The organism is Streptomyces violaceorubidus (assembly GCF_000717995.1).
Classification (GTDB): Bacteria; Actinomycetota; Actinomycetes; order Streptomycetales; family Streptomycetaceae; genus Streptomyces; species Streptomyces violaceorubidus.
Genome location: NZ_JODM01000003.1, coordinates 113,884 through 136,095, shown reverse-complemented (window position 1 = coordinate 136,095; position 22,212 = coordinate 113,884). Strand labels below are relative to the sequence as shown.

The window sequence follows — 22,212 nt, the reverse complement described above, 5'->3', positions numbered from 1 at the left end:
CTCCGGGGCGCCCCTGGGAAGTGCGCCTTGTGTCAGTGGCCAATCCCCATAGGGTGCCGAGGGGTTCCCAGACCCTTTCCGTGCAGGTGGAACGGGGGTTTGGGGGTGGTGGGGGGTGCAGATGCGCCACCTGCGGAAGTTGGCTGAAAAGAAGCGGAACTGTGCGCGGAAACCGGTCAGTCGACCGGTGTGTTTTCTCCGGTGTGCCGACCGCCCCGCCGGGCCCGCGGCCGGGCCGCCAGACGCTCGGAACGCCGCAGCAGCAGACGGCAGGCGCCGGTGACGGCGGCGAGGCCGAAGGCCGTGCCGGCGGCGCCCGCGAAGGAGGCGCCGTACCAGAGGAGTGCGACGGGGACGAGGAAGCAACTGAACGCAGCCCAGCGGACGAGATCGGTGACGCCGTCCCGGCCGGGCGGGCCGGAGGTCGGTTCGGCGGGACGGTGCGGTCCTGGCACGGGTGCTCCCTGGGGTGGCGGCATGGAGATCAACGCCCGCGCGGCACGTCGGTCACGACCGGTTACGGACAGTTGAATCCCGTGCAAACCGCCTGTACAGAGCAGCAACCATTGCGTTACGGGCGCCCTCTCGGGCATGCTCCGGGGAATCCTGCGGGGACCCTCCGCGGGATCTGGGCGTAGGAGGCGTGCCGCCGTACCCTTGGGGGTATGGGGTTGGGAAGACCATTCCCGGACACAGCTCCGCCGCGCACTGTTGTCCCCCATAGAGGATAAAAACGCCGAGACAGCCATGGCCGGTCACGAATTCTTCGAACCCGCGGACCGCAAGCGGCCCGTCGCCGAACCTACGGCGGCCGAGCCCCTGGCGGCCGACGAGCCACGCCAGTCGTGCGACCCAGCCTTCAAGCACGGCGTCGTCGTCGGCTTCGACGGCTCCACCTCCAGCGAGCGCGCCCTCGCCTACGCCATCGGCATGGCCTCCCGGCTGGGTTCCGGCCTGGTCATCGTGCATGTCGCCAACCGGCTGCCCACCACGGTGTGGGCCGGCTGCGAACCTCCGGTCTTCGTCGACGTGCCCGACCACCGCACCGAGGTGCTCGGTCTGGAGCTGGCGTGCGCGGACTACCTCGCCGAGGTGCCCTGGATCCTCGTGGAGCGCGGCGGGGACATCTGCCACGAACTCGAAGAGGTGGGGCGGGAGTACGCGGCGGACGCCATCGTCGTCGGCTCCAGTCACGGCCTGGTCGGCCGCCTCTTCGGCTCCGTCGCGGGCCGGCTGGCCAAGCGGGCCAAGCGGCCCGTGGTGGTCATTCCCTGACGGACCGGACGCGTCCGGCACGACGAACGGCCCCCGCCCGTGTCAGCACGCGCGAGGGCCGTCCCGGTGGGGGGTGTGCGGCTACTCCACCGTCACCGACTTGGCGAGGTTGCGGGGCTTGTCGATGTCCCGGCCCAGGGCCAGGGCCGTGTGGTACGCGAGGAGCTGGAGCGGGATGCCCATGAGGATCGGGTCCAGCTCGTCCTCGTTCTTCGGGACGACGATCGTGTGGTCGGCCTTCTCCTGCTCCTGGTGGGCGACGGCGAGGATCTGACCGCTGCGGGCCTTGATCTCCTCCATGGCCGCGCGGTTCTTCTCCAGCAGGTCGTCGTCCGGCACGATCGCGACCGTCGGCAGGGCCGGCTCGATCAGGGCGAGCGGACCGTGCTTCAGCTCGGAGGCCGGGTAGGCCTCGGCGTGGATGTAGGAGACCTCCTTGAGCTTCAGCGAGGCCTCGCGGGCGACCGGGTAGCCCCGCACCCGGCCGATGAAGAGCATCGAGCGGGCCTCGGCGTACTGCGCGGCCAGCTTCCTGATGTCCTCCTCCTGCTCCAGCATCTCGGAGATCTGCGCGGGCAGCTTGCGCAGCCCCTCGATGATCCGCTTGCCGTCGCGGACCGAGAGGTCGCGGGTGCGGCCGAGGTGCAGGGCGAGCAGCGCGAAGGCGACGCAGGTGTTGGTGAAGCACTTGGTGGACACGACGCAGACCTCGGGCCCGGCGTGCACGTACATGCCGCCGTCGGCCTCGCGGGCGATCGCCGAACCGACCACGTTGACGATGCCGAGGACCCGGGCGCCCTTGCGCTTGAGCTCCTGCACGGCGGCCAGCACGTCGTACGTCTCGCCGGACTGGGAGACGGCGATGTACAGGGTGTCGGGGTCGACGACCGCGTTGCGGTAGCGGAACTCGGAGGCGGGCTCGGCGTCGGCGGGGATGCGGGCCAGCTCCTCGATCATCTGGGCGCCGATCTGGCCCGCGTGGTACGAGGTGCCGCAGCCGAGGATCTTCACGCGGCGCACGGCGCGCGCGTCGCGGGCGTCCAGGTTGAGGCCGCCGAGGTGCACGGTGGAGAAGCGGTCGTCGATCCGGCCGCGCAGCACGCGGTCCACGGCCTCGGCCTGCTCGTGGATCTCCTTGTGCATGTAGGTGTCGTGGCCGCCCATGTCGTAGGAGGCGGCCTCCCACTCCACGGTGGTGGGCTCGGACGTGGTCCGGGTGCCCTCGGTGGTGTAGGTGCGGAAGTCGTCGGCCTTGAGGGTGGCCATCTCGCCGTCGTCGAGCGTGACTATCTGCCGGGTGTGGGCGACCAGCGCCGCGATGTCGGAGGCGACGAACATCTCCTTCTCGCCGATGCCGAGGACGACCGGCGAGCCGTTGCGGGCGACGACGATGCGCTCGGGGAAGTCGGCGTGCATCACGGCGATGCCGTACGTGCCCTCGATGACCCGCAGGGTCTCGCGGACCTTGTCCTCCAGCTTCTCGGCCTCGGAGCGGGCGATGAGGTGGACGAGGACCTCGGTGTCGGTCTCGGAGAGGAACTCGACGCCGTCCGCCTCCAGCTTGCGGCGCAGGTCGGCGGCGTTGTCGATGATGCCGTTGTGGACGACGGCGACCTTGTTGTCGGCCGACATGTGCGGGTGGGCGTTCACGTCGGAGGGGGCGCCGTGGGTGGCCCAGCGGGTGTGGGCGATGCCGGTGGTGCCCTTGAAGCGCGCCGGGACCTTGGCCTCCAGGTCGCGCACCCGGCCCTTGGCCTTGACCATCCTGAGGCCGGCCGCCTTCGGGGAGGTCACGACGATGCCCGCCGAGTCGTACCCGCGGTACTCCAGGCGCTGGAGGCCTTCGAGGAGCAGGGGCGCGACGTCACGCTTGCCGATGTATCCGACGATTCCGCACATGTATCCGTAGACCTCGTGTCTCTCTTCGGCCTGACGGCCGTAGCCGGCTTCTCAGCCGTAGACGATGCGGCGCAGCTGACGGAGCGACAGCTCCGGGGGTGCGACCGCCCGGTATTTCAGTTCCGCCTCGATCCGTTCGAAGATCGTCGCGTTCACCAGGCCCTGGGCCTGGAGCTCGCGGTGGCGGCGACGGACGTACTCCTCGGTCGTCTCGTCGAAGTAGGCGAGCACGTCCTGGACCACGCGCAGCGCCTCGCCCCGGTTCAGGGGGGTGGACCGCGTCAGATGATCAACGAGTTCGTCGTGCACCCGGTAGATCCTGGGGTACGGGCGGCGCTTGCGCAAGAATCCTGCCCGATATCGGGCAGGTGTGGTCGGGCCTCCGGTGTGGCCGGGGCTACATCCGCTTCAGTACCGCCTGCTTCGCCAGGGTGAACTCCTCGTCCGTGAGGACCCCGGAGCGGTGCAGCTCGCCCAGCTCCCGCAGCCTGCGCAGCAGCGCGTCGTGGTCGTCCTCGGCGGCCGGTGCGGCGGCCGGTGCGGCGGCCGGGGAGGGCGCCGGGGAGGGGGCGGCCGTCTCGTCGGCCGCGCGGGAGTCCCCCGGGGCCGGGCGGGCGGTCGGGTGCGGCAGGCGGGCCTGCACGGCCGCGGCCACCAGGGCCATCAGCGGGTCCTTCTTGAAGCCCCACAGCTCGACGGCGTTGGGGTCGAACTTCGGCGGCACCTTGTTCGGAGCCGCCCGCACGGTGAAGCGGAGGTGGCCGTTGGCCCCGCCCCCCGAGGGCCGCCACTGCACGGCGACGATGTCGGTCAGAGGGAGGGTGCGCGGTCCGGCGGCGGACTTGGCCTCCTCCGCCTGCCACCTCCACTCCAGCCGCACCGCCTCCCCGTCGAAGCTCGCGACCCCGTCCCCGGCCGACACCGACCGCGGCACCGACGGGCCCGGCAGCAGATAGGCGTCCACCGGCCCGGACGGAACCTGGTCCAGGAGCAGGGCGTTGCGCACCTCGTCCACGAAGTACTCGGCCACCCCGTAGCGGTCGGGCTCCACCGCGAGCTGGTACGGGTCGTGCGGCTCGGTCAGCCGGCCGCCCGTCGCGAGGAGCAACGGGTCGGCGCCGTCCCGCAGCCGGAGCCTGAGCCGCCCCGACTTCTTGCCCTGCTCGAACGATATGCCCGCCAACGCCCCGAGCGGCACGAGCAGTTCACCCAGTTCCCTGCGGAGCAGACCGACGTTCTTGTCCCGGCCGGGTGTCAGCCGCAGGGCGTCGCCGTCGAAGACCCACGTTCCGTCCTTCTGGATGATTTCCGCCATGCGGGGATTGTTTCATCGCTCCCGCGGGCGGTGATGGTGCGGGAGAGTGGTCCGCACCCGTCCCAACCCCCGCTCAAGGACCCCTGATTGCACCTGATCGCACGCCTCGCGAAGGGAGCGCACGTGAGACCTCATCGACGGCACCACAGAACGACTCCCCGCATCACCCGGCTGCTGGGAGCGCTGCTGCTGGTGGCGGCGGTCGGCGCCATGACCACCGGCGCCGCCCCGGACCGCAGGACGGCCGCGGAGCCGACCCCCCTGGACCGGGTGATCCCGGCCCCGGCCTCGGTCGACCCCGGCGGCGCGCCGTACCGCGTCACCCCCGGCACCCACATCCGCGTCGGCGACTCGCGCGAGGCCCGCCGCGTCGGCGACTACCTCGCCGACCTCCTGCGGCCCTCCACGGGTTACCGACTCCCCGTCACCTCCCACGGCCGGGGCGGCATACGACTGCGCCTGGCCGAGGGCCCGTACGGCGACGAGGGCTACCGGCTCGACAGCGGACCCTCGGGCGTCACCATCACCGCCCGCGAGCCCGCCGGGCTCTTCCACGGCGTCCAGACCCTGCGCCAGCTGCTGCCCCCCGCCGTCGAGAAGGACTCCGCGCAGGCGGGCCCCTGGCTGGTCGCGGGCGGCACCATCGAGGACACCCCGCGCTACGCCTGGCGCAGCGCCATGCTCGACGTCTCCCGGCACTTCTTCGGCGTCGACGAGGTCAAGCGCTACATCGACCGCGTGGCCCGCTACAAGTACAACAAGCTCCACCTGCACCTCAGCGACGACCAGGGCTGGCGCATCGCCATCGACTCCTGGCCGCGCCTGGCGACGTACGGCGGGTCCACCGAGGTCGGCGGCGGCCCCGGGGGCTACTACACCAAGGCGGACTACCGGGAGATCGTCCGCTACGCCGCCTCCCGCCACCTGGAGGTGATCCCCGAGATCGACATGCCCGGCCACACCAACGCCGCGCTCGCCTCCTACGCCGAGCTGAACTGCGACGGCGTGGCGCCCCCGCTGTACACCGGCACCAAGGTCGGCTTCAGCTCGCTGTGCGTGGCCAAGGACGTCACCTACGACTTCGTGGACGACGTCCTCGGCGAACTCGCCGCGCTCACCCCCGGTCGCTATCTGCACATCGGCGGCGACGAGGCGCACTCCACGCCGCACGCCGACTTCGTGACGTTCATGAAGCGGGTGCAGCCGACCGTCGCCAAGTACGGCAAGACGGTCGTCGGCTGGCACCAGCTGGCCGGCGCCGAACCGGCCGACGGCGCGCTCGTCCAGTACTGGGGCCTGGACCGCACCAGCGACGCCGAGAAGACCGAGGTCGCCGAGGCCGCCAGGAACGGCACCGGGCTGATCCTCTCCCCGGCCGACCGGACGTACCTGGACATGAAGTACACCAAGGACACCCCGCTGGGCCTGTCCTGGGCGGGCTACGTCGAGGTGCGGCGGTCCTACGACTGGGACCCGGCCGCCTATCTGCCGGGCGCCCCGGCCGACGCGGTCCGCGGGGTCGAGGCACCGCTGTGGACGGAGACCCTCTCCGACCCGGACCAGCTGGACTTCATGGCCTTCCCGAGGCTGCCGGGCGTCGCCGAGCTGGGCTGGTCCCCGGCGTCGACGCACGACTGGGACGCCTACAAGGTGCGGCTCGCCGCGCAGGCACCGTACTGGGAGGCGGCGGGGATCGACTACTACCGCTCGCCGCAGGTGCCCTGGACCTGACCCCGCACGGCACGACGGGCACCCCGGAGGACCGTCTCCGGGGTGCCCGTGTCCGTGGGGCCCGTGTCCGTGGGCCCTGGCCGCCTACCGTCCCGCTATCGGATTCCTCAGGTTCCCGATCAGCTGGAGCGCGCCGGACGGGTCGGCCAGGTCCACCATCTGCCGGTTGTCGCGCAGCTGGAGCCGGTTGAGGCAGGACAGCGCGAACTCGGGCGCGAACATGTCGTACCGCTCGAACTTGTCGGCCAGCTCCGGCACCGACGCCTGGTACTCCCGGGTGACCTCCGCGACCGTCCGCCAGAAGGCGTCCTCATCCACGATCCCCTCCTCGGCGAGGTGGGCGGCCAGGAAGCGGAAGAAGCAGTCGAAGACGTCCGTGAGGATCGACAGGAGCTTCTTGTCGTCCGGCACGTCCACCGCGATGCGGGAGACCTCCGGCGGCAGCACGGCGTCCGGGTCCATCACCGCGATCTCCTCGGCGATGTCCTTGTAGATCGCGCGCCGCACCACCCCGTCCGCCAGGACCAGGATCACGTTCTCGCCGTGCGGCATGTACACCAGGTCGTAGGCGTAGAAGCTGTGCAGCAGCGGGACGTAGTAGGCCCGCAGGTAGTGGCGCAGCCACTCGGTGGGGATGAGTCCGGACCGCTCGATCAGCGCGCCCGCGAAGGAGGCGCCCTCGTGGTCCACGTGGACCAGGGAGGCCATGGTGGCGAGCGTCTCGCCCTCCTGGAGGGACGGCACCGGGCTCTCCCGCCACAGCGCCGCCAGCATCTTGCGGTAGGGCGAGTGGCGGTCGGTGGCCTGCTCGTACTCCAGGTGCCGGTAGCCGACGGCGGCCCGCTCCCGGATGATGCTCAGCCCCGTCCCCTTCAGCACCGGGTCGCCCTCGATCAGCCGGGCGAGCCAGTCGTTGATGGCCGGGGCGGCCTCCATGTACGCGGCCGACAGCCCGCGCATGAAGCCCATGTTGAGGACGGACAGGGCCGTCTTCACGTAGTGCTTCTCGGGGTGCGAGGCGTTGAAGAAGGTGCGGATGGACTGCTGGGCCAGGTACTCGTCGTCGCCCTCGCCGAGGCAGACCAGGAGCCCGCGGGCGACCTCGGCGGCGAAGGTCACGGTGAGCTTGTTCCACCACTGCCAGGGGTGCACCGGGATGAGGAGGTAGTCGGCCGGGTCCAGGCCGCGCTCGCGCAGCACGCCGTGGAAGCGCTCGACCGTGGCCGCGCCCAGCTCGTCGCGGACGAAGGACTCGTACTCGATGCCCACGCCCGCGGTGAAGGCCGCCCGCGAGCGGTGCGCCGCCAGCCACACCAGCCGGACCGGGCTCGCGGTCTCGGGGGCGTAGGACAGGTACTCGTGGATGCCGAAGCCGAGGCGGCCGTTGTTGGCGACGAAGCAGGGGTGGCCCTCGGTCATGCCGGTCTCGACGGCCTGGAAGCCGCTGCGGGCCAGCTCGGCGGAGGTGAGCTGGGGCTTGGTGAGCTTGTAGCAGGTGCCGGAGAGGGTGGAGGAGATCTCCTCCAGGTAGACCGGCAGGATCTCCTCGCTCAGACCCAGGGCCTGCTTCAGCTCGACGAAGAAGTCCAGCGCGGCGAGCGGGAGTTCCACGCCCTCGCGGTGGCGGGTGATCGAGTCGGCGGCCACCTGCCAGTGGTCCAGGGCGCGGACGGTGGCGGTGAAGCGGTAGACGGTCCGGCCGTCGTCGCTGCGGACGGTGTACGCGTCGCCCGTGCACCGCTCCGGCGTGATCAGCCGCTCGTGCGTGAACTCGGCCAGTGCCTTGCGGATCAGCAGGCGGTTGGCCCGCTCCCAGCGTTCGGGGGAGAGGTGGGCCACGGCGTCGGACAGGCTCATGAGGGCACCCCCGTCGCGGCGAGAAACCGAGCTCGGGTGCAGAAGCTGAGCAGCGCCTTCTTCTCCGGCTTCTGGATCTCGCGCTCCGCCACGAAGCCGACGGCCTCGTTCAGGGCGTGGACGGCCTTGTTGTGGACGTCGGGTTCGACGACCACCCGCAGGGTGGCCGGGTCCTCGAAGAGGTGCGCCATGACGGCGGTGATCACGGAGCGGGTGAAGCCGTGCACCGGCTTGTCCGTCGGCGGCGTGAGGAAGTGCATGCCGACGTCCCCGGGCTGCGGCTCGTACAGGCCGACCAGTTCGCGGTGGGCGGGGTCGTACTTCTCCATCAGGAAGGCGGGCTCGCCGTCCCGGAGGCCCAGCAGGGCGTGGTGGTGCTCGTCGGCGGCGATCTCCATGTACGCGCGCTCGACCTCCTCCAGTTTCGCGTCCTGCATCATCCAGAAGGCGGCCTTGGGGTGGGTGACCCAGGTGTGCAGGAGCTCGGCGTCCTTCAGCGGGTCGAGGGGGCGGAACGTGAAGGTCATACGGAGAACTCCTGGAACGCGATCGACTTCTCGACCGGGTAGTACTCGCGCCCGAGCAGCTCCCGGACGATGCAGCTGTTGCGGTAGGCGCCCATGCCCAGGTCGGGGCTGGTGACGCTGTGTGCGTGGACTCCCGCGTTCTGGAGGAACACCCCGCTCCCCGTGACGTCCACGGAGTAGTTGCGGGCGATGTCGAAGTTGCCGCGGGAGTCGCGGCGCAGCCGGTCGCGGACGGGCTTGAGGAACTCCGGCTCGGTGTACCGGTAGCCGGTGGCGAGGACCAGGCCCTCGGTCTCGATCTCGAAGTCCTCGCCCTGCTCCTCCTGGCGGAAGCCGAGCGTGTAGGTGCCGTCCGCGTACCGGGCGCCGGTCAGCGCCGAGTTGGTGAGCAGCCGGGTGGGCACCGGACCGGCGATTCTCTTCTGGTAGAGCAGGTCGAAGATCTCGTTGATCAGGTCGCCGTCGATGCCCTTGAAGAGGCCCTTCTGCTCGGCCGTGAGGCGGTAGCGGGTGTCCTCGGGCAGCGCGTGGTAGTAGTCCACGTACTCCGGGGAGGTCATCTCCAGGGTGAGCTTGGTGTATTCGAGGGGGAAGAAGCGGGGGGAGCGGGTCACCCAGTTGAGCCGGTAGCCGTGGACGTCGATCTCGCCGAGCAGGTCGTGGTAGATCTCGGCGGCGGACTGGCCGCTGCCGACCAGCGTGATCGACTTCTTCTTCACCAGCTCCGCCCGGTGCTGGACATACCGGGAGTTGTGGAGGAAGTCCCCGGCCAGGCCCCGGCAGGCGTCCGGGATGTGCGGCGGGGTGCCGGTGCCGAGGACCAGGCGGCGGGCGCGGTAGGTGTCGCCGGAGGTGGTGGCGACGGCGTACAGCTCCTCCCGCTCGTCGTACGTCACCTCGGTGACCGTGGTGGAGAAGCGGACGCTGCCCAGCTTGTGCGCGGCCCAGCGGCAGTAGTCGTCGTACTCGACGCGCAGCGGGTAGAAGTTCTCCCGGATGTAGAACGAGTAGAGCCTGCCCTGCTCCTTCAGGTAGTTCAGGAAGGAGTACGGCGAGGTCGGGTCGGCGAGGGTGACCAGGTCCGACATGAACGGGGTCTGGAGGTGGGCGCCGTCCAGGAACATCCCGGCGTGCCATTCGAAGTCCGGCTTGGACTCCAGGAAGACGCCGTTCAGCTCGGCGACGGGCTCGGTGAGGCAGGCCAGGCCGAGGTTGAAAGGGCCGAGGCCGATCCCCACGAAGTCGTACGGGGCGCTGGCTTCAGGAAGCGCGGTCAAGGGAGTCTCCCAGGTACTGCTCGGCGTGGCCGGCGATCAGGTCGAGGACGGCGGCGATGTCGGCCGTGGTCGTCTCGGGGTTGAGCAGGGTGAACTTCAGGTAGTGGCGGCCGGCCACCTTGGTGCCCGCGACCACGGCGTCGCCGGAGGCGAACAGGGCCTTGCGGGCGTAGAGGTTGGCGCGGTCGATCTCGGCGGGGTCGGTGACGGCCGCCGGGACGCAGCGGAAGACCAGGGTGGACAGCGACGGCTGGACGACCACGTCGAAGCGCGGGTCGGCGGCGAGCATTCTCCAGCCCTCGGCGGCCAGGTCGCAGACCTCGTCGAAGAGTTCGCCGATGCCGTCGGCGCCCATCACGCGCAGGGTCATCCAGAGCTTGAGCGCGTCGAAGCGGCGGGTGGTCTGAAGGGACTTGTCCACCTGATTGGGGATGCGTTCCCGCACCATGCGGCGCGGGTTGAGGTACTCCGCGTGGTAGGTGGCGTGCCGCAGCGTGGCCGCGTCGCGGACCAGCACGGCGGACGAACTCACCGGCTGGAAGAAGGACTTGTGGTAGTCCACGGTGACCGAGTCGGCCCGCTCGATGCCGTCGATGCGGTGCCGGTACTTCAGGGAGGCGAGCAGCCCGCAGCCGTAGGCCGCGTCGACGTGCATCCACACGCCGTACTGCTCGCACAGCCCGGCGATCTCCTCCAGCGGGTCGATCGAGCCGAAGTCGGTGGTGCCGCCGGTGGCGACGACGGCCATGGGGACCAGACCGCCCTTCGCGCAGCGCTCCAGCTCACGGGCGAGGGCGACGGTCTGCATGCGCTTGTCGCGGTCGACGGGGATCGACACGACGGCGTCGGGGCCGAGGCCGAGCAGTTTCGCCGACTTCCTCACGCTGAAGTGGCTCACCTCGGAGGCGAAGATCCGCAGGTCGGCGAAGTTCTCGGCCTTCGCCTCCTCGCGGGCCAGCAGCAGCGCCTGGAGGTTGGACTGGGTGCCGCCGGAGGTGAACACGCCGTCGGCCGCCGGACCGAGGCCGATCCGGGCGCAGGTCCAGTCGATGAGCTTCCGCTCGATGAGGGTGCCGCCGGCCGACTGGTCCCAAGTGTCCAGGGAGGAGTTGACGGCGGACAGGACCGCCTCGCCGAGCACCGCCGGTATGACCACGGGGCAGTTGAGGTGGGCGAGGTAGCGGGGGTGGTGGAAGTAGACGGCGTCGCGCAGGTAGACGTCCTCCAACTCGTCGAGGACCGCGGCCGTGTCGTGCAGGGGCCGGTCGAGGTCGATAGCGTCGATGCGGGGGGAGAGGGCGTCGACCGTGACTCCGGTGAAGGGCCGGTCGGTGGTGGCGATTGTGGCGGCCACCCGCTCGACTCCTTCGGTCACGGAGCGGCGGTACCGCTCCGCGGTGGCGTCGTTGAGCAGGTGCGAGCGCATGGGGGGTCCTCCGGTGGGGACGGTCCGAGAGGGACGGGAGAGGGCGAAAGGCCCTCGCTTCGACTTAGGTAAGCCTAACCTAAGTCGAGTCGATCAAGCGCGCACCGATGGGTGACCGCTGTCACGCCCGCCCCGTCCGCGTCCTCGTGCGGGGGCGGGCGCCGGCTCTCGATCCTCAGCCCTGCGCGCGGAGTTGTTCCTCCGTCAGGCCCCGGCGCCAGTAGCCGACGAAGGTGACGCGCCGCCGGTCGACGCCGCGCTCGCCCACGAAGTGCCGCCGCAGCTCCTTGACGCACCCGGACTCGCCCGCGATCCAGACGTAGGGGTGCTCGGCGCCCGGCAGCCGGGCGTCGCGGAGGGCGGCGAGGCCTGCCCCGGGCCCGCCGCCGGCGTCCCTGACCAGCCAGGTGACCTCGGCGTCCGCGGCCGTGCGCAGGTCCTGCACGTCCTCGGCGTGCGGCACCTCCAGCCAGACGCGGGCGGGGGTACCGGCCGGCAGTGCCTCCACGATCGCGCAGGCGGCCGGTACGGCGGTCTCGTCGGCCCAGATCACCACCAGGTCGGTGTCCTCGGGCGGCCGGAAGCGGATCGCCCGGTTGTCGGCGAGGGCCGGGCCGAGCAGCAGCACCCGGTCGCCGGGGGCGGCGCCTGCGGCCCAGCGGGCGGCGGGGCCCGCCTGGATGCCCGATCCCGCGTCGAGGCCGTGCAGGACGAAGTCGACGTCGATCTCGGTGGTGAGCCCGTCACCGTCCCGGCGCAGCGCCCGCAGCGTGTACGAGCGCATCACCGCCCGTACGCCGTCCGGCAGTTCGCGCCAGCCCTGCCACCAGCCCTCGCCCAGCTCGACGGGGACCGCCGGTTCGGCCTGCCCCGGGTGCGGCAGGAACAGCGACAGCGACTGGTCGAGGCCGTCGGAGCGGAAGGCACGCAGGTCGGGTCCGGCGAGGGTGACCCGGGCCAGGGACGGGCCGAGCCGCCTCGTCCGTACGACCTGGAGGGAGAAGAAACGGAACGGGGCGGCCACGGCCGTCGTCATGGAGGGCTCCGGAGAGGGGTGGTGGGTCAGCCGACCTTCTTGGCCTTCTCGATCGCCTCGGCCAGGTTGTCCAGCAGGGGCGCGCACTTGTCGTAGGACAGGATCGGCTCGGGGGAGCGGGCGATGACCTGGCCGGCCTTGACCGCGGGCAGCTTCTTCCAGGTGCCCTCGGTGATGTCCGCGGGCTGGATGGTGGAGGCGCGGTCGTCCATGATGATGAGGTCGGCCGGGTACTTGTCGACGTTCTCCCAGCTGAGGCTCTCGAACCAGCCGCCGGTCGCCTTCTTGGCCTCCTCGGAGGGCTCGACGAAGTTCACGCCGAGGGACTTGAAGTACTCCAGGTCCACCGAGAGGTTGGTGCCGGAGACGTAGAGCAGGTCGGGGCTCGCGGAGCCGGCCAGCACCCGGATCTCGGGCCTGGCCTTGGCGGCGGCGCGCAGCCGGGCGGAGGCCTGGTCGAAGGCGGCCTTGGCGTCGGTGACCTTCTTGGCCTTCATGTCCCCGCCGAGCGACTCGGCCAGCTCCCACATGCGCTGGAGCGGCTGGGTGAGCTTGCGGTCGAAGACCGAGATCCCCACGCTCGGGGCGAGCTTGGCGATCTTGTCCTTCGACTCCTCCGGGACGGACCAGAGGGTGCCCGCGGTGTCGAACGTCGTGGTGATGAGCACCTCGGGGGCGAGGGCGGCGTACTTCTCGACGTTGAGCTTGCCCCACTCGTTGCCGAGGACGGTGACCTTGTCGACGTCGAGGTCGCCGGCCTGCACGTCGGGCTTGCCGTCCTTGGTGGTGGTCGGGCCGAAGACGCCCTTGACCTGCACGCCGTAGTCGAACAGGGCGGCGGCGACACCGGTGAAGGCGACGATGTTCGTCGGCACCTTGTCCAGCTTCACCGTGGTGCCGCGGTCGTCCTTGAAGGACCAGGGGCCCGACTTGGCGGCGCCCTCGCTCGTCCCGCCGCTGTCCTTGTCGTCGTCCCCGCAGGCCGCGAGCACGGCACCGAGGCCGAGGGCGCCGCCGGCGGCGAGGATTCCGCGACGGGTCGGGTGGGTGGCTCTGGCGTTGGACATGGTGGTGGCTGCCTTCGAACGGTGCGGAGCGTCGTGCTCTGCGGGACAATTCGAAGGTAGGTTAGCCTAACCTCAGATCTTGTCCAGGGGTGGGGGCCGGTGCGGCCCCCACCCCGCCGCCCGAGGCTGGGGCGCGGCGGCCGGGCCTCAGCTCACCAGCCCCAACTCCCGTGCGATCAGCATCCGCTGGACCTCGCTGGTGCCCTCGCCGATCTCCAGGATCTTGGCGTCCCGCCACATGCGGGCCACCGGGTACTCGTTCATGAAGCCGTAGCCCCCGTGGATCTGGGTGGCGTCCCGGGCGTTGTCCACCGCGACCGTCGACGAGTACAGCTTCGCCAGCGCCGCCTCCTTCTTGAAGGGCTCGCCCGCCACCAGGCGCGAGGCCGCGTCCCGCCAGGCGAGGCGGGACGTGTGGGCCTTCATCTCCATGTCGGCGATCTTGAACTGGATGGCCTGGTTGGCGCCGATGGGCCTGCCGAAGGCGTGACGTTCCTTCGCGTAGGCGACCGACTCGTCCACACAGCCCTGCGCGAGCCCCGTGCCCAGCGCGGCGATGGCGACCCGGCCCTCGTCCAGGATGCGCAGGAACTGCGCGTAGCCGCGCCCCCGCTCGCCCAGCAGGTTCGCCGCCGGGACCCGGACGTCGGCGAAGGACAGCTCACGGGTGTCCGAGGCGTTCCAGCCGACCTTCGAGTACGGGGCGGCCACCGTGAAGCCCGGGGTGCCCGAGGGGACGATGATCGACGAGATCAGGGGCCTGCCGTCGGGCCCCCGGCCGGTGACCGCCGTGACCGTCACCAGGCCGGTGATGTCCGTGCCGGAGTTGGTGATGAAGCACTTGGTGCCGTTGATCACCCACTCGTCGGTGGCCTCGTCCAGGCGGGCCGTGGTCCGGGTCGCGCCCGCGTCGCTGCCGCCGTCCGGCTCGGTGAGGCCGAAGGCGCCCAGGATCTCGCCCGAGCAGAGGCGGGGGAGCCACTGGCGCTTCTGCTCCTCGGTGCCGAAGAGATGGATCGGCATCGCCCCCAGCGAGACGCCCGCCTCCAGCGTGATCGCCACCGAGGAGTCGACCCGGGCCAGCTCCTCCAGGGCCACGCCCAGGGCGAAGTAGTCGCCGCCCATGCCGCCGTACTCCTCCGGGAAGGGCAGCCCGAACAGGCCCATGCGGCCCATCTCGCGGACGATCTCGTACGGGAACTCGTGCCGCTCGTAGAAGTCGCCGATCTTCGGCGCCACCACGTCGTGCGCGAACTGCTCGACCGTGCGGCGCAGTTCGTCCAGTTCGGGGGAGAGCTTGTGGTCCATGGTGTTCACGACTCCTGGTGGGAGAGGGCTCGAACGGTGCGGGACGGGCTGGGCCGGCCCAGATGCGCGGCCATCCAGACGCTTGTGGCGACGAGACGGCCGAGATCGACCCCGGTGTCGATGCCGAGACCCCGCAGCATCCACACGAGGTCCTCGGTGGCGAGGTTGCCGGTGGCGGACTTCGCGAAGGGGCAGCCGCCCAGCCCGCCGGCGGAGGCGTCGACCGTGGTCACGCCCTGCTGGAGCGCGGCCAGTGTGTTGGCCAGGGCCTGGCCGTAGGTGTCGTGGAAGTGGACGCCCAGCGCGGACACCGGCACGCCCGCCCCGGTCAGCGCGGTGAGCAGCGCCGTCACATGGCCCGGGGTCGCCACGCCGATGGTGTCGCCCAGGCTCAGCTCGTCGCAGCCCATGTCCAGCAGGGCCCGGCAGACCCGCACCACCTGGGGGACCGGGACCGGGCCCTCCCACGGGTCGCCGAAGCACATGGAGAGATAGCCGCGGACGTGGACGCCGCTCGCCTTCGCCCGGGACACCACCGGCTCGAACATGGCCAGCGCCTCGTCCACCGTGCGGTTGAGGTTGGCCCTGGCGAAGGACTCCGTGGCGCTGGCGAAGACCGCGACACGGCGCGCGCCGAGCGCCAGGGCCCGCTCCAGGCCGCGTTCGTTCGGCACCAGCACCGGCAGCTCGACGGGCAGGTCCGCCACCGCCGGGAACAGCTCCTCCGCGTCCGCCAACTGGGGGACCCACTTGGGGTGGACGAAGCTCGTCGCCTCGATGGTCGTCAGGCCCGTGCCGGCCAGGCGGCGGACGAACTCCGCCTTGACGGCCGTGGGCACCATCGCCTTCTCGTTCTGCAGTCCGTCCCGCGCGCCGACCTCGTGGACGCGGACACGGGCGGGCAGGCCCTTCGCGGGAACGGCCATCGGGAGGCCCGGTTCCGGGGCGTTCATGACGTCTCCTCCTCCGCCGCGCCGTCGGTGGGCGCGATGACCGCGAGCACCTGGTCCATGGCGACGGTCGTGCCCGGCGCCACGTCCAGCTCGGCGACGGTGCCGGCGTGCGGGGCGGAGACGACGTGCTCCATCTTCATCGCCTCCACCACCAGCAGGCTCTGCCCGGCGCTCACCTCGTCGCCGACGGCGACCTTCACCACCGTCACCGTGCCCGGCATCGGCGCGGTCAGCGAGTCGGCGCCCGCGTGGGCGGCCCGGTCGAGGGAGGCGGCGACCGGATCGTGGTCGCGCACCTGCCAGGCGTCGCCGTCGCGGCCCAGCCAGTCGGCGGCGCGGTGGAAGGTGTGCCGGACGCCGTCCAGGGTGACGGCGACCCGGTCGTCGGTGACGGTGTGGGAACCGCGCGGGGTGTGGGTGACGGGCTCTTGTCCCGTCGCACGCAGGGGGAAGGCGACCGGCTTGGACTCGCCCCCGGTACGCCAGCCGTTCGGCACCGAGAACGGGTCCGTCCAGCCCGCACCGCGCGGACGCAGCGCCTCGAGCCGTACGGCCGCCGCCGCCTCGTACACCGCCTCGGGTACGGCGGTGGCGACCAGGTCGTCGACCTCGCGCTCCACCAGGCCCGTGTCCAGCTCGCCCGCCACCACCGCCGGGTGCGCCAGCAGCCGCCGCAGGAACCCGGCGTTGGTCTGCACGCCCAGGGTGACCGTCCCGGCCAGGGCCGCCCGGAGCCTGCGCAGCGCGGTGGCCCGGTCGGGGCCGTACGCGATCACCTTGGACAGCATCGGGTCGTACAGGCTGCCGACCTCGGTGCCCTCGCTGAGCCCGGAGTCGGTGCGCACGCCCTCGCCCTCGGGCTCGCGCAGCCGCAGCACCGTGCCGCCGGAGGGCAGGAAGCCGCGCGCGCCCTCCTTGACGGACACGGTCTCCGCGCACAGCCGGGCCTCGATCGCGTGCCCGGTCAGCCGTACGTCGTCCTGCGTGAGGCCGAGCCGCTCGCCGGCCGCCACCCGCAGCTGCCACTCCACCAGGTCCAGGCCGGTCACCAGCTCGGTCACCGGGTGCTCGACCTGGAGACGGGTGTTCATCTCCATGAAGTAGTACTGGGAGGGATCGCCCCCCGGGACGATGAACTCCACCGTGCCCGCGCCCCGGTAGCCGCAGGAGCGGGCCGCCTGTACGGCCGCCTCGCCCATCGCGGCGCGGGTCGCCTCGTCCAGCAGGACGCTCGGCGCCTCCTCGATCACCTTCTGGTGCCTGCGCTGGAGCGAGCACTCGCGCTCGCCCAGGTGCACCACGTTCCCGTGGCCGTCGGCCAGGACCTGGATCTCGATGTGCCGGGGCCGGTCGATCCACCGCTCCACCAGCAGCGTGTCGTCGCCGAAGGAGGCACGGGCCTCGCGGCGGGCGGCGGCGATCTCGTCGGCCAGCACCGCCGGGTCCCGCACCAGCCGCATGCCCTTGCCGCCCCCGCCCGCCGAGGGCTTGAGCAGCACCGGCGTGCCGATCTCCCGGGCGGCGTCGGCGAGCTGCGCGTCGGTGAGCCCGCTGCCGCTGGAGCCGGGCACGACCGGGACCCCGGCCGCCTTCACCGTCTCCTTGGCCCGGATCTTGTCGCCCATCAGGGCGATGGCGTCGGCGGACGGCCCGATGAAGACCAGCCCCGCCTCCTCGCAGGCCCGCGCGAAGCCCGCGTTCTCGGCGAGGAAGCCGTACCCGGGGTGGACGGCCTGCGCGCCGGTGCGGGCGGCGGCCTCCAGCAGCCGCTCGACCACCAGATAGCTCTCCGTCGCAGGCGCCGGGCCGATCCGCACCGCCTCGTCGGCCTCCCGCACGTGCCGGGCGTCCGCGTCGGCGTCGGAGAAGACCGCCACCGAGCGCACGCCCATCGAGCGCAGGGTCCGGATGACGCGGACGGCGATCTCGCCCCGGTTGGCGACGAGCACGGTGTCGAACATGCGTGGCGTCCTGTCCGTGTTCGTGTTCGTGTTCGTGTTCGTGTTCGTGTTCTGCATGGGTCCCCTCCTCACATCCGGAAGACGCCGAACTGGGGCTCGCCCAGCGGCGCGTTGGCACACGCGGTCAGGGCCAGGCCCAGTACCTGCCGGGTGTCGGCGGGCTCGATCACGCCGTCGTCCCACAGGCGTGCCGTCGCGTAGTAGGCGTTGCCCTGCCGCTCGTACTGGGCGCGGACCGGCGCCTTGAAGGACTCCTCCTCCTCGGCCGGCCACTCCTCGCCGCGCGCCTCCAACTGGTCCCGCTTGACGGTGGCCAGCACGGAGGCGGCCTGCTCGCCGCCCATGACGGAGATCTTGGCGTTGGGCCACATCCACAGGAAGCGCGGCGAGTAGGCCCGCCCGCACATCGAGTAGTTCCCCGCGCCGTAGGACCCGCCGACGACCACCGTCAGCTTCGGTACGCGGGTGCACGCCACCGCCGTCACCATCTTGGCGCCGTGCTTGGCGATGCCACCGGCCTCGTAGTCCCGGCCCACCATGAACCCGGAGATGTTCTGGAGGAACACCAGCGGGATGCCGCGCTGGTCGCACAGCTCGATGAAGTGGGCGCCCTTCTGGGCCGACTCGGAGAAGAGGATGCCGTTGTTGGCGACGATGCCGACCGGGTGGCCGTGGATGCGGGCGAAGCCGGTGACCAGGGTCTGCCCGTACTCGGACTTGAACTCGGCGAAGCGGGAGCCGTCCACCACCCGGGCGATGACCTCGCGCACGTCGTAGGGGGTGCGGGAGTCCACCGGCACCACGCCGTACAGGCCCTGGGGGTCGACCTTCGGCTCGATGGCGGGCTCCACGTCCCAGGGGAGCGCGCCGCGCCGCGGCAGGGTGGAGACGATCTGCCGCACGATGCGCAGGGCGTGCGGGTCGTCCTCGGCGAGGTGGTCGGTCACGCCGGACACCCGCGAGTGGACCTCGCCGCCGCCCAGCTCCTCCGCCGTGACCACCTCACCGGTGGCCGCCTTCACCAGCGGCGGACCGCCCAGGAAGATCGTGCCCTGGTCGCGGACGATCACGGCCTCGTCGCTCATCGCCGGGACGTACGCGCCGCCCGCCGTGCAGGAGCCGAGGACCGCGGCGATCTGCGGGATGCCGGCGCCCGACATCCGGGCCTGGTTGTAGAAGATCCGCCCGAAGTGCTCGCGGTCGGGGAAGACCTCGTCCTGCATCGGCAGGAAGGCGCCCCCCGAGTCCACCAGGTACAGGCACGGCAGCCGGTTCTCCAGCGCCACCTCCTGCGCCCGCAGGTGCTTCTTCACGGTCATCGGGTAGTACGTGCCGCCCTTGACGGTGGCGTCGTTGGCGACGATCACGCACTCCCGGCCGCTGACCCGGCCGATGCCGGCGACGACGCCGGCGGCCGGGGCCGCGCCCTCGTAGAGCCCGTCGGCCGCGAGCGGCGCCAGCTCCAGGAACGGCGAGCCCGGGTCGAGCAGCGTGTCCACGCGGTCGCGCGGCAGCAGCTTGCCCCGCGCGGTGTGCCGGGCCCGCGCCCGCTCGCCGCCGCCCAGCCGGGCCGCCGCGAGCTTGGCGCGCAGTTCCTGAACGAGGACGGCGTGCGCCTCCTCGTTGGCCCGAAAGGCCTCCGAGGCGGGGTCGGCCGCCGTCGTCAGCTCCGGTGCCTCGTGCATCCTGCGGTCCCCTCACCCGAAATTTCGATCGGTCGATCGGTTAATGAGCGTTAACGCATGTTCCTTCAGGTTAACGACCGCTAACCGCCCTGTCTAGAATTGGTCCCATGGCCACCAGAACCGACGCCCCCACCCGCCGCGAGCAGATCCTCAAGGAGGCCGCCCGGCTCTTCGCCGAGCGCGGCTTCCACGGGGTGGGCGTCGACGAGATAGGCGCCGCGGTCGGCATCAGCGGCCCCGGTCTGTACCGGCACTTCCCCGGCAAGGACGCGATGCTCGCCGAGCTGCTGGTCGGGATCAGCGACTCGCTGCTGACCGGGGCGAAGCGGCGGCTGGCGGAGGCGGACGGGGTGAGGGACTCCGGGGCGGTCCTCGACTCGCTGATCGAGGGGCACATCGACTTCGCGCTCGACGACCGCCCGCTCATCACCCTGCACGACCGCGAGCTGGACCGCCTGCGGGACGCCGACCGCAAGATGGTGCGCCAGCTGCAGCGGCAGTACGTCGAGCTGTGGGTCGGGGTGCTCCGGGAGGTCTACCCGGCCCTCGCCGAGCCCGCCGCCCGCTCCGCCGTCCACTCGGTCTTCGGCCTCCTGAACTCCACCCCCCACCTCGGCCGCCCCGGCTCCCTGCCCGGCCGCGCGGTGACGGCCTCGCTGCTGCACCGGATGGCCCGGGGGGCGTTCGCGGCGGTGGGGGAGGCCCGGTGAGCGCCCTCGGGGGCGGGGAGTGACGAGGGTTACCCACGTCCCGGTCTGGACGCCTCTGGCTACCCGCCGGTACCGTTGAGTCTGAGCAAGCGCTTAGATATTCGTACCCTGGAGGTGGCGCGGTGCGCCGTACGGTGTTCAACGAGGACCACGAGGCGTTCCGGGAGACCCTCCGGGCCTTCATCGAGGCCGAGGTCGTCCCCGTCTACGACGACTGGTTCGCCGCGGGCCAGGCGCCGCGCGAGTTCTACTACAAGCTCGGCGAGCTGGGCATCTTCGGCATCAACGTGCCCGAGGAGTTCGGCGGCGCCGGCCTGGACAGCCACAAGTTCGAGGCCGTCCTCTACGAGGAGACCGCCCGCGCGGGCGTCCAGTTCGGCGGCTCCGGCGTCCATGTGCTGCTCGCCCTGCCGTACATCAAGATGCTGGCCACGGACGAGCAGAAGAAGCGCTACCTGCCGAAGTTCGTCACCGGCGAGGAGATGTGGGCCATCGCGATGACCGAGCCGGGCACCGGCTCCGACCTCGCGGGCATGAAGTCCACCGCCAAGCTCTCCGAGGACGGCACCCACTACGTCCTCAACGGCGCCAAGACCTTCATCACCGGCGGCGTGCACGCCGACAAGGTCATCGTCTGCGCCCGCACCGCCGCGCCCACCGCCGAGGACCGCCGCCACGGCATCTCCCTGTTCGCCGTGGACACCAAGTCCGAGGGCTACTCGGTCGGCCGCAAGCTGGACAAGCTGGGTCTGCGCACCTCCGACACCGCCGAGCTGGCCTTCGTCGACGTCAAGGTCCCCGTCGAGGACCTGCTCGGCGAGGAGAACAAGGGCTTCTCCTACCTCGGCCACAACCTGGCCTCCGAGCGCTGGGGCATCGCCTTCGGCGCCTACGCCCAGGCCAAGGCGGCCGTCCGGTTCGCCAAGAGCTACGTGCAGGACCGCACCGTCTTCGGCAAGCCGGTCGCCCACTTCCAGAACACCAAGTTCGAGCTGGCCGCCTGCCAGGCCGAGGTGGACGCCGCCGAGGCCGTCGCCGACCGCGCCACCGAGGCCCTGGACGCCGGTGAACTGACCCCCGCCGAGGCCGCGTCCGCCAAGCTGTTCTGCACCGAGGTCGCCCACCGCGTCATCGACCGCTGCCTCCAGCTGCACGGCGGCTACGGCTACATGAACGAGTACCCGATCGCCCGCCTGTACGCGGACAACCGCGTCAACCGCATCTACGGCGGCACCAGCGAGATCATGAAGACGATCATCGCGAAGGACATGGGCCTGTAGACCGGTCCCCGGACCACAGAGCCACCGGACATGAGCGAAGCACTCCAGTCCCTCCTCGACCTGCTCGACCTGGAGCGGATCGAGGAGGACATCTACCGCGGCCGCTCCCGGTCCGCCGTCGTCCCCCGGGTCTTCGGCGGGCAGGTGGCGGCCCAGGCCATGGTCGCCGCCGGACGCACGGTCCCCGGCGACCGGCACGCGCACTCCCTGCACGCGTACTTCCTGCGCCCCGGGGACCCCGGCGCCCCCATCGTCTACAACGTCGACCGCCTGCGCGACGGCCGCTCCTTCACCACCCGCCGCGTCGTCGCCGTCCAGCACGGCAAGCCGATCTTCACCCTGTCGGCGTCATTCCAGACCCGCGAGGAGGGCCTGGACCACCAGGCCCCGATGCCGCCCGCACCGGACCCGGCGACCCTGCCGACCGGCGAGGAGCGGCTGCGCGGCTACCCGCACCTGCCACCCGAGATCGTGGAGCGCTTCCTGGAGACGCGCGCCGCCGTCGACCTGCGCTACGTCGACGACCCGCCCTTCGGCGACTTCGGCACCCCGCGCGAGCCGCACTCCCAGGTGTGGTTCCGCACCAACGGCAAACTCGCGGACGACCCCCTGCTGCACGTCGTCCTCGCCACCTACGTCTCCGACATGACCCTGCTCGACTCGGTCCTGCTCGCGCACGGCCGCGGCGGCTGGGCCGTCGGCGACGTCGTCGGCGCCTCGCTCGACCACGCCATGTGGTTCCACCGGCCCTTCCGCGCCGACGAATGGCTGCTGTACGACCAGCAGTCGCCGTCCGCGTCCGGCGGCCGGGGCCTCGGCCAGGCCCGCATCCACACCCAGGACGGGCGGCTCGCCGTATCGGTCGTCCAGGAGGGCGTGGTCCGCGTCCCTCGGGAACACTGAGG

Annotated in this window: 19 protein-coding genes; 5 read left to right on the top strand and 14 right to left on the bottom strand. The window is 71.5% G+C overall.

The genetic code is table 11. From position 1 onward, the window contains the following. Positions 1-176: 176 nt before the first annotated feature. Complete coding sequence (locus IE94_RS40290) at positions 177-455, bottom strand: hypothetical protein (protein WP_030179893.1); 279 nt, start codon at positions 453-455, stop codon at positions 177-179. 292 nt (positions 456-747) lie between these two features. Between IE94_RS40290 and IE94_RS0107180 the strand changes: the two genes are divergently transcribed. Next, positions 748-1,275, top strand: a complete 528-nt coding sequence (locus IE94_RS0107180; RefSeq protein WP_030179891.1) for a universal stress protein — start codon at positions 748-750, stop codon at positions 1,273-1,275. A gap of 81 nt (positions 1,276-1,356) precedes the next feature. Here IE94_RS0107180 and glmS read toward each other — a convergent pair whose 3' ends face one another. From glmS to IE94_RS0107165, 3 genes are all read right to left on the bottom strand, one after another. Next, positions 1,357-3,174 (bottom strand): glutamine--fructose-6-phosphate transaminase (isomerizing), encoded by a 1,818-nt coding sequence (gene glmS / locus IE94_RS0107175; RefSeq protein WP_030179888.1) that lies wholly within the window; start codon positions 3,172-3,174, stop codon positions 1,357-1,359. A 51-nt stretch (positions 3,175-3,225) separates the two neighbouring features. Continuing rightward, the gene (locus IE94_RS0107170) at positions 3,226-3,483 is read right to left on the bottom strand and encodes a hypothetical protein (protein WP_030179884.1); all 258 of its coding nucleotides are present in this window, start codon (positions 3,481-3,483) and stop codon (positions 3,226-3,228) included. Positions 3,484-3,571: 88 nt separating this feature from the next. Further along, positions 3,572-4,489 (bottom strand): DUF4429 domain-containing protein, encoded by a 918-nt coding sequence (locus tag IE94_RS0107165; RefSeq protein ID WP_030179880.1) that lies wholly within the window; start codon positions 4,487-4,489, stop codon positions 3,572-3,574. A gap of 123 nt (positions 4,490-4,612) precedes the next feature. On the opposite strand from IE94_RS0107165, the gene IE94_RS0107160 reads away from it, so the two are divergent. After that, positions 4,613-6,220 (top strand): beta-N-acetylhexosaminidase, encoded by a 1,608-nt coding sequence (locus tag IE94_RS0107160; protein ID WP_030179877.1) that lies wholly within the window; start codon positions 4,613-4,615, stop codon positions 6,218-6,220. Between the two features lie 84 nt (positions 6,221-6,304). Here IE94_RS0107160 and IE94_RS0107155 read toward each other — a convergent pair whose 3' ends face one another. From IE94_RS0107155 to IE94_RS0107110, 10 genes are all read right to left on the bottom strand, one after another. Further along, the gene (locus tag IE94_RS0107155) at positions 6,305-8,077 is read right to left on the bottom strand and encodes an IucA/IucC family protein (RefSeq protein ID WP_030179876.1); all 1,773 of its coding nucleotides are present in this window, start codon (positions 8,075-8,077) and stop codon (positions 6,305-6,307) included. After that, entirely contained in the window at positions 8,074-8,604 is a 531-nt protein-coding gene (locus tag IE94_RS0107150) for a GNAT family N-acetyltransferase (RefSeq protein ID WP_030179874.1), read from the bottom strand. The genes IE94_RS0107155 and IE94_RS0107150 overlap by 4 nt, the downstream gene beginning before the upstream one ends. Next, entirely contained in the window at positions 8,601-9,881 is a 1,281-nt protein-coding gene (locus IE94_RS0107145; protein ID WP_030179872.1) for a lysine N(6)-hydroxylase/L-ornithine N(5)-oxygenase family protein, read from the bottom strand. The genes IE94_RS0107150 and IE94_RS0107145 overlap by 4 nt, the downstream gene beginning before the upstream one ends. Next, positions 9,865-11,307, bottom strand: a complete 1,443-nt coding sequence (gene desA, locus IE94_RS0107140) for a lysine decarboxylase DesA (protein WP_030179869.1) — start codon at positions 11,305-11,307, stop codon at positions 9,865-9,867. The genes IE94_RS0107145 and desA overlap by 17 nt, the downstream gene beginning before the upstream one ends. A 175-nt stretch (positions 11,308-11,482) precedes the next feature. Then, a complete protein-coding gene (locus tag IE94_RS0107135) occupies positions 11,483-12,343 on the bottom strand; it encodes a siderophore-interacting protein (protein ID WP_030179867.1) in 861 nt (286 codons plus the stop codon). Between the two features lie 26 nt (positions 12,344-12,369). Beyond that, positions 12,370-13,410, bottom strand: coding sequence for an ABC transporter substrate-binding protein (locus tag IE94_RS0107130; RefSeq protein ID WP_030179864.1), 1,041 nt, complete (start codon positions 13,408-13,410; stop codon positions 12,370-12,372). 147 nt (positions 13,411-13,557) lie between these two features. Beyond that, on the bottom strand, positions 13,558-14,718 hold the full coding sequence (locus IE94_RS0107125; RefSeq protein ID WP_030179861.1) for an acyl-CoA dehydrogenase family protein: 1,161 nt from the start codon (positions 14,716-14,718) through the stop codon (positions 13,558-13,560). 5 nt (positions 14,719-14,723) lie between these two features. Then, complete coding sequence (locus IE94_RS0107120) at positions 14,724-15,671, bottom strand: hydroxymethylglutaryl-CoA lyase (protein WP_030179858.1); 948 nt, start codon at positions 15,669-15,671, stop codon at positions 14,724-14,726. After that, positions 15,668-17,632: an ATP-binding protein gene (locus IE94_RS0107115; RefSeq protein WP_030179856.1), complete on the bottom strand. Its 1,965-nt coding sequence runs from the start codon at positions 17,630-17,632 to the stop codon at positions 15,668-15,670. The genes IE94_RS0107120 and IE94_RS0107115 overlap by 4 nt, the downstream gene beginning before the upstream one ends. 68 nt (positions 17,633-17,700) lie before the next feature. Next, positions 17,701-19,317, bottom strand: a complete 1,617-nt coding sequence (locus tag IE94_RS0107110) for a carboxyl transferase domain-containing protein (protein WP_030179853.1) — start codon at positions 19,315-19,317, stop codon at positions 17,701-17,703. Between the two features lie 107 nt (positions 19,318-19,424). On the opposite strand from IE94_RS0107110, the gene IE94_RS0107105 reads away from it, so the two are divergent. The 3 genes from IE94_RS0107105 to IE94_RS0107095 all read left to right on the top strand — a co-directional run bounded on the left by IE94_RS0107105 (position 19,425) and on the right by IE94_RS0107095 (position 22,210). Beyond that, positions 19,425-20,027, top strand: a complete 603-nt coding sequence (locus IE94_RS0107105) for an SACE_7040 family transcriptional regulator (RefSeq protein ID WP_030179851.1) — start codon at positions 19,425-19,427, stop codon at positions 20,025-20,027. Between the two features lie 122 nt (positions 20,028-20,149). Beyond that, the gene (locus tag IE94_RS0107100) at positions 20,150-21,307 is read left to right on the top strand and encodes an acyl-CoA dehydrogenase family protein (RefSeq protein WP_030179849.1); all 1,158 of its coding nucleotides are present in this window, start codon (positions 20,150-20,152) and stop codon (positions 21,305-21,307) included. Positions 21,308-21,337: 30 nt separating this feature from the next. Then, the gene (locus IE94_RS0107095) at positions 21,338-22,210 is read left to right on the top strand and encodes an acyl-CoA thioesterase (RefSeq protein WP_030179847.1); all 873 of its coding nucleotides are present in this window, start codon (positions 21,338-21,340) and stop codon (positions 22,208-22,210) included. The last annotated feature ends 2 nt before the right edge of the window (positions 22,211-22,212 follow it).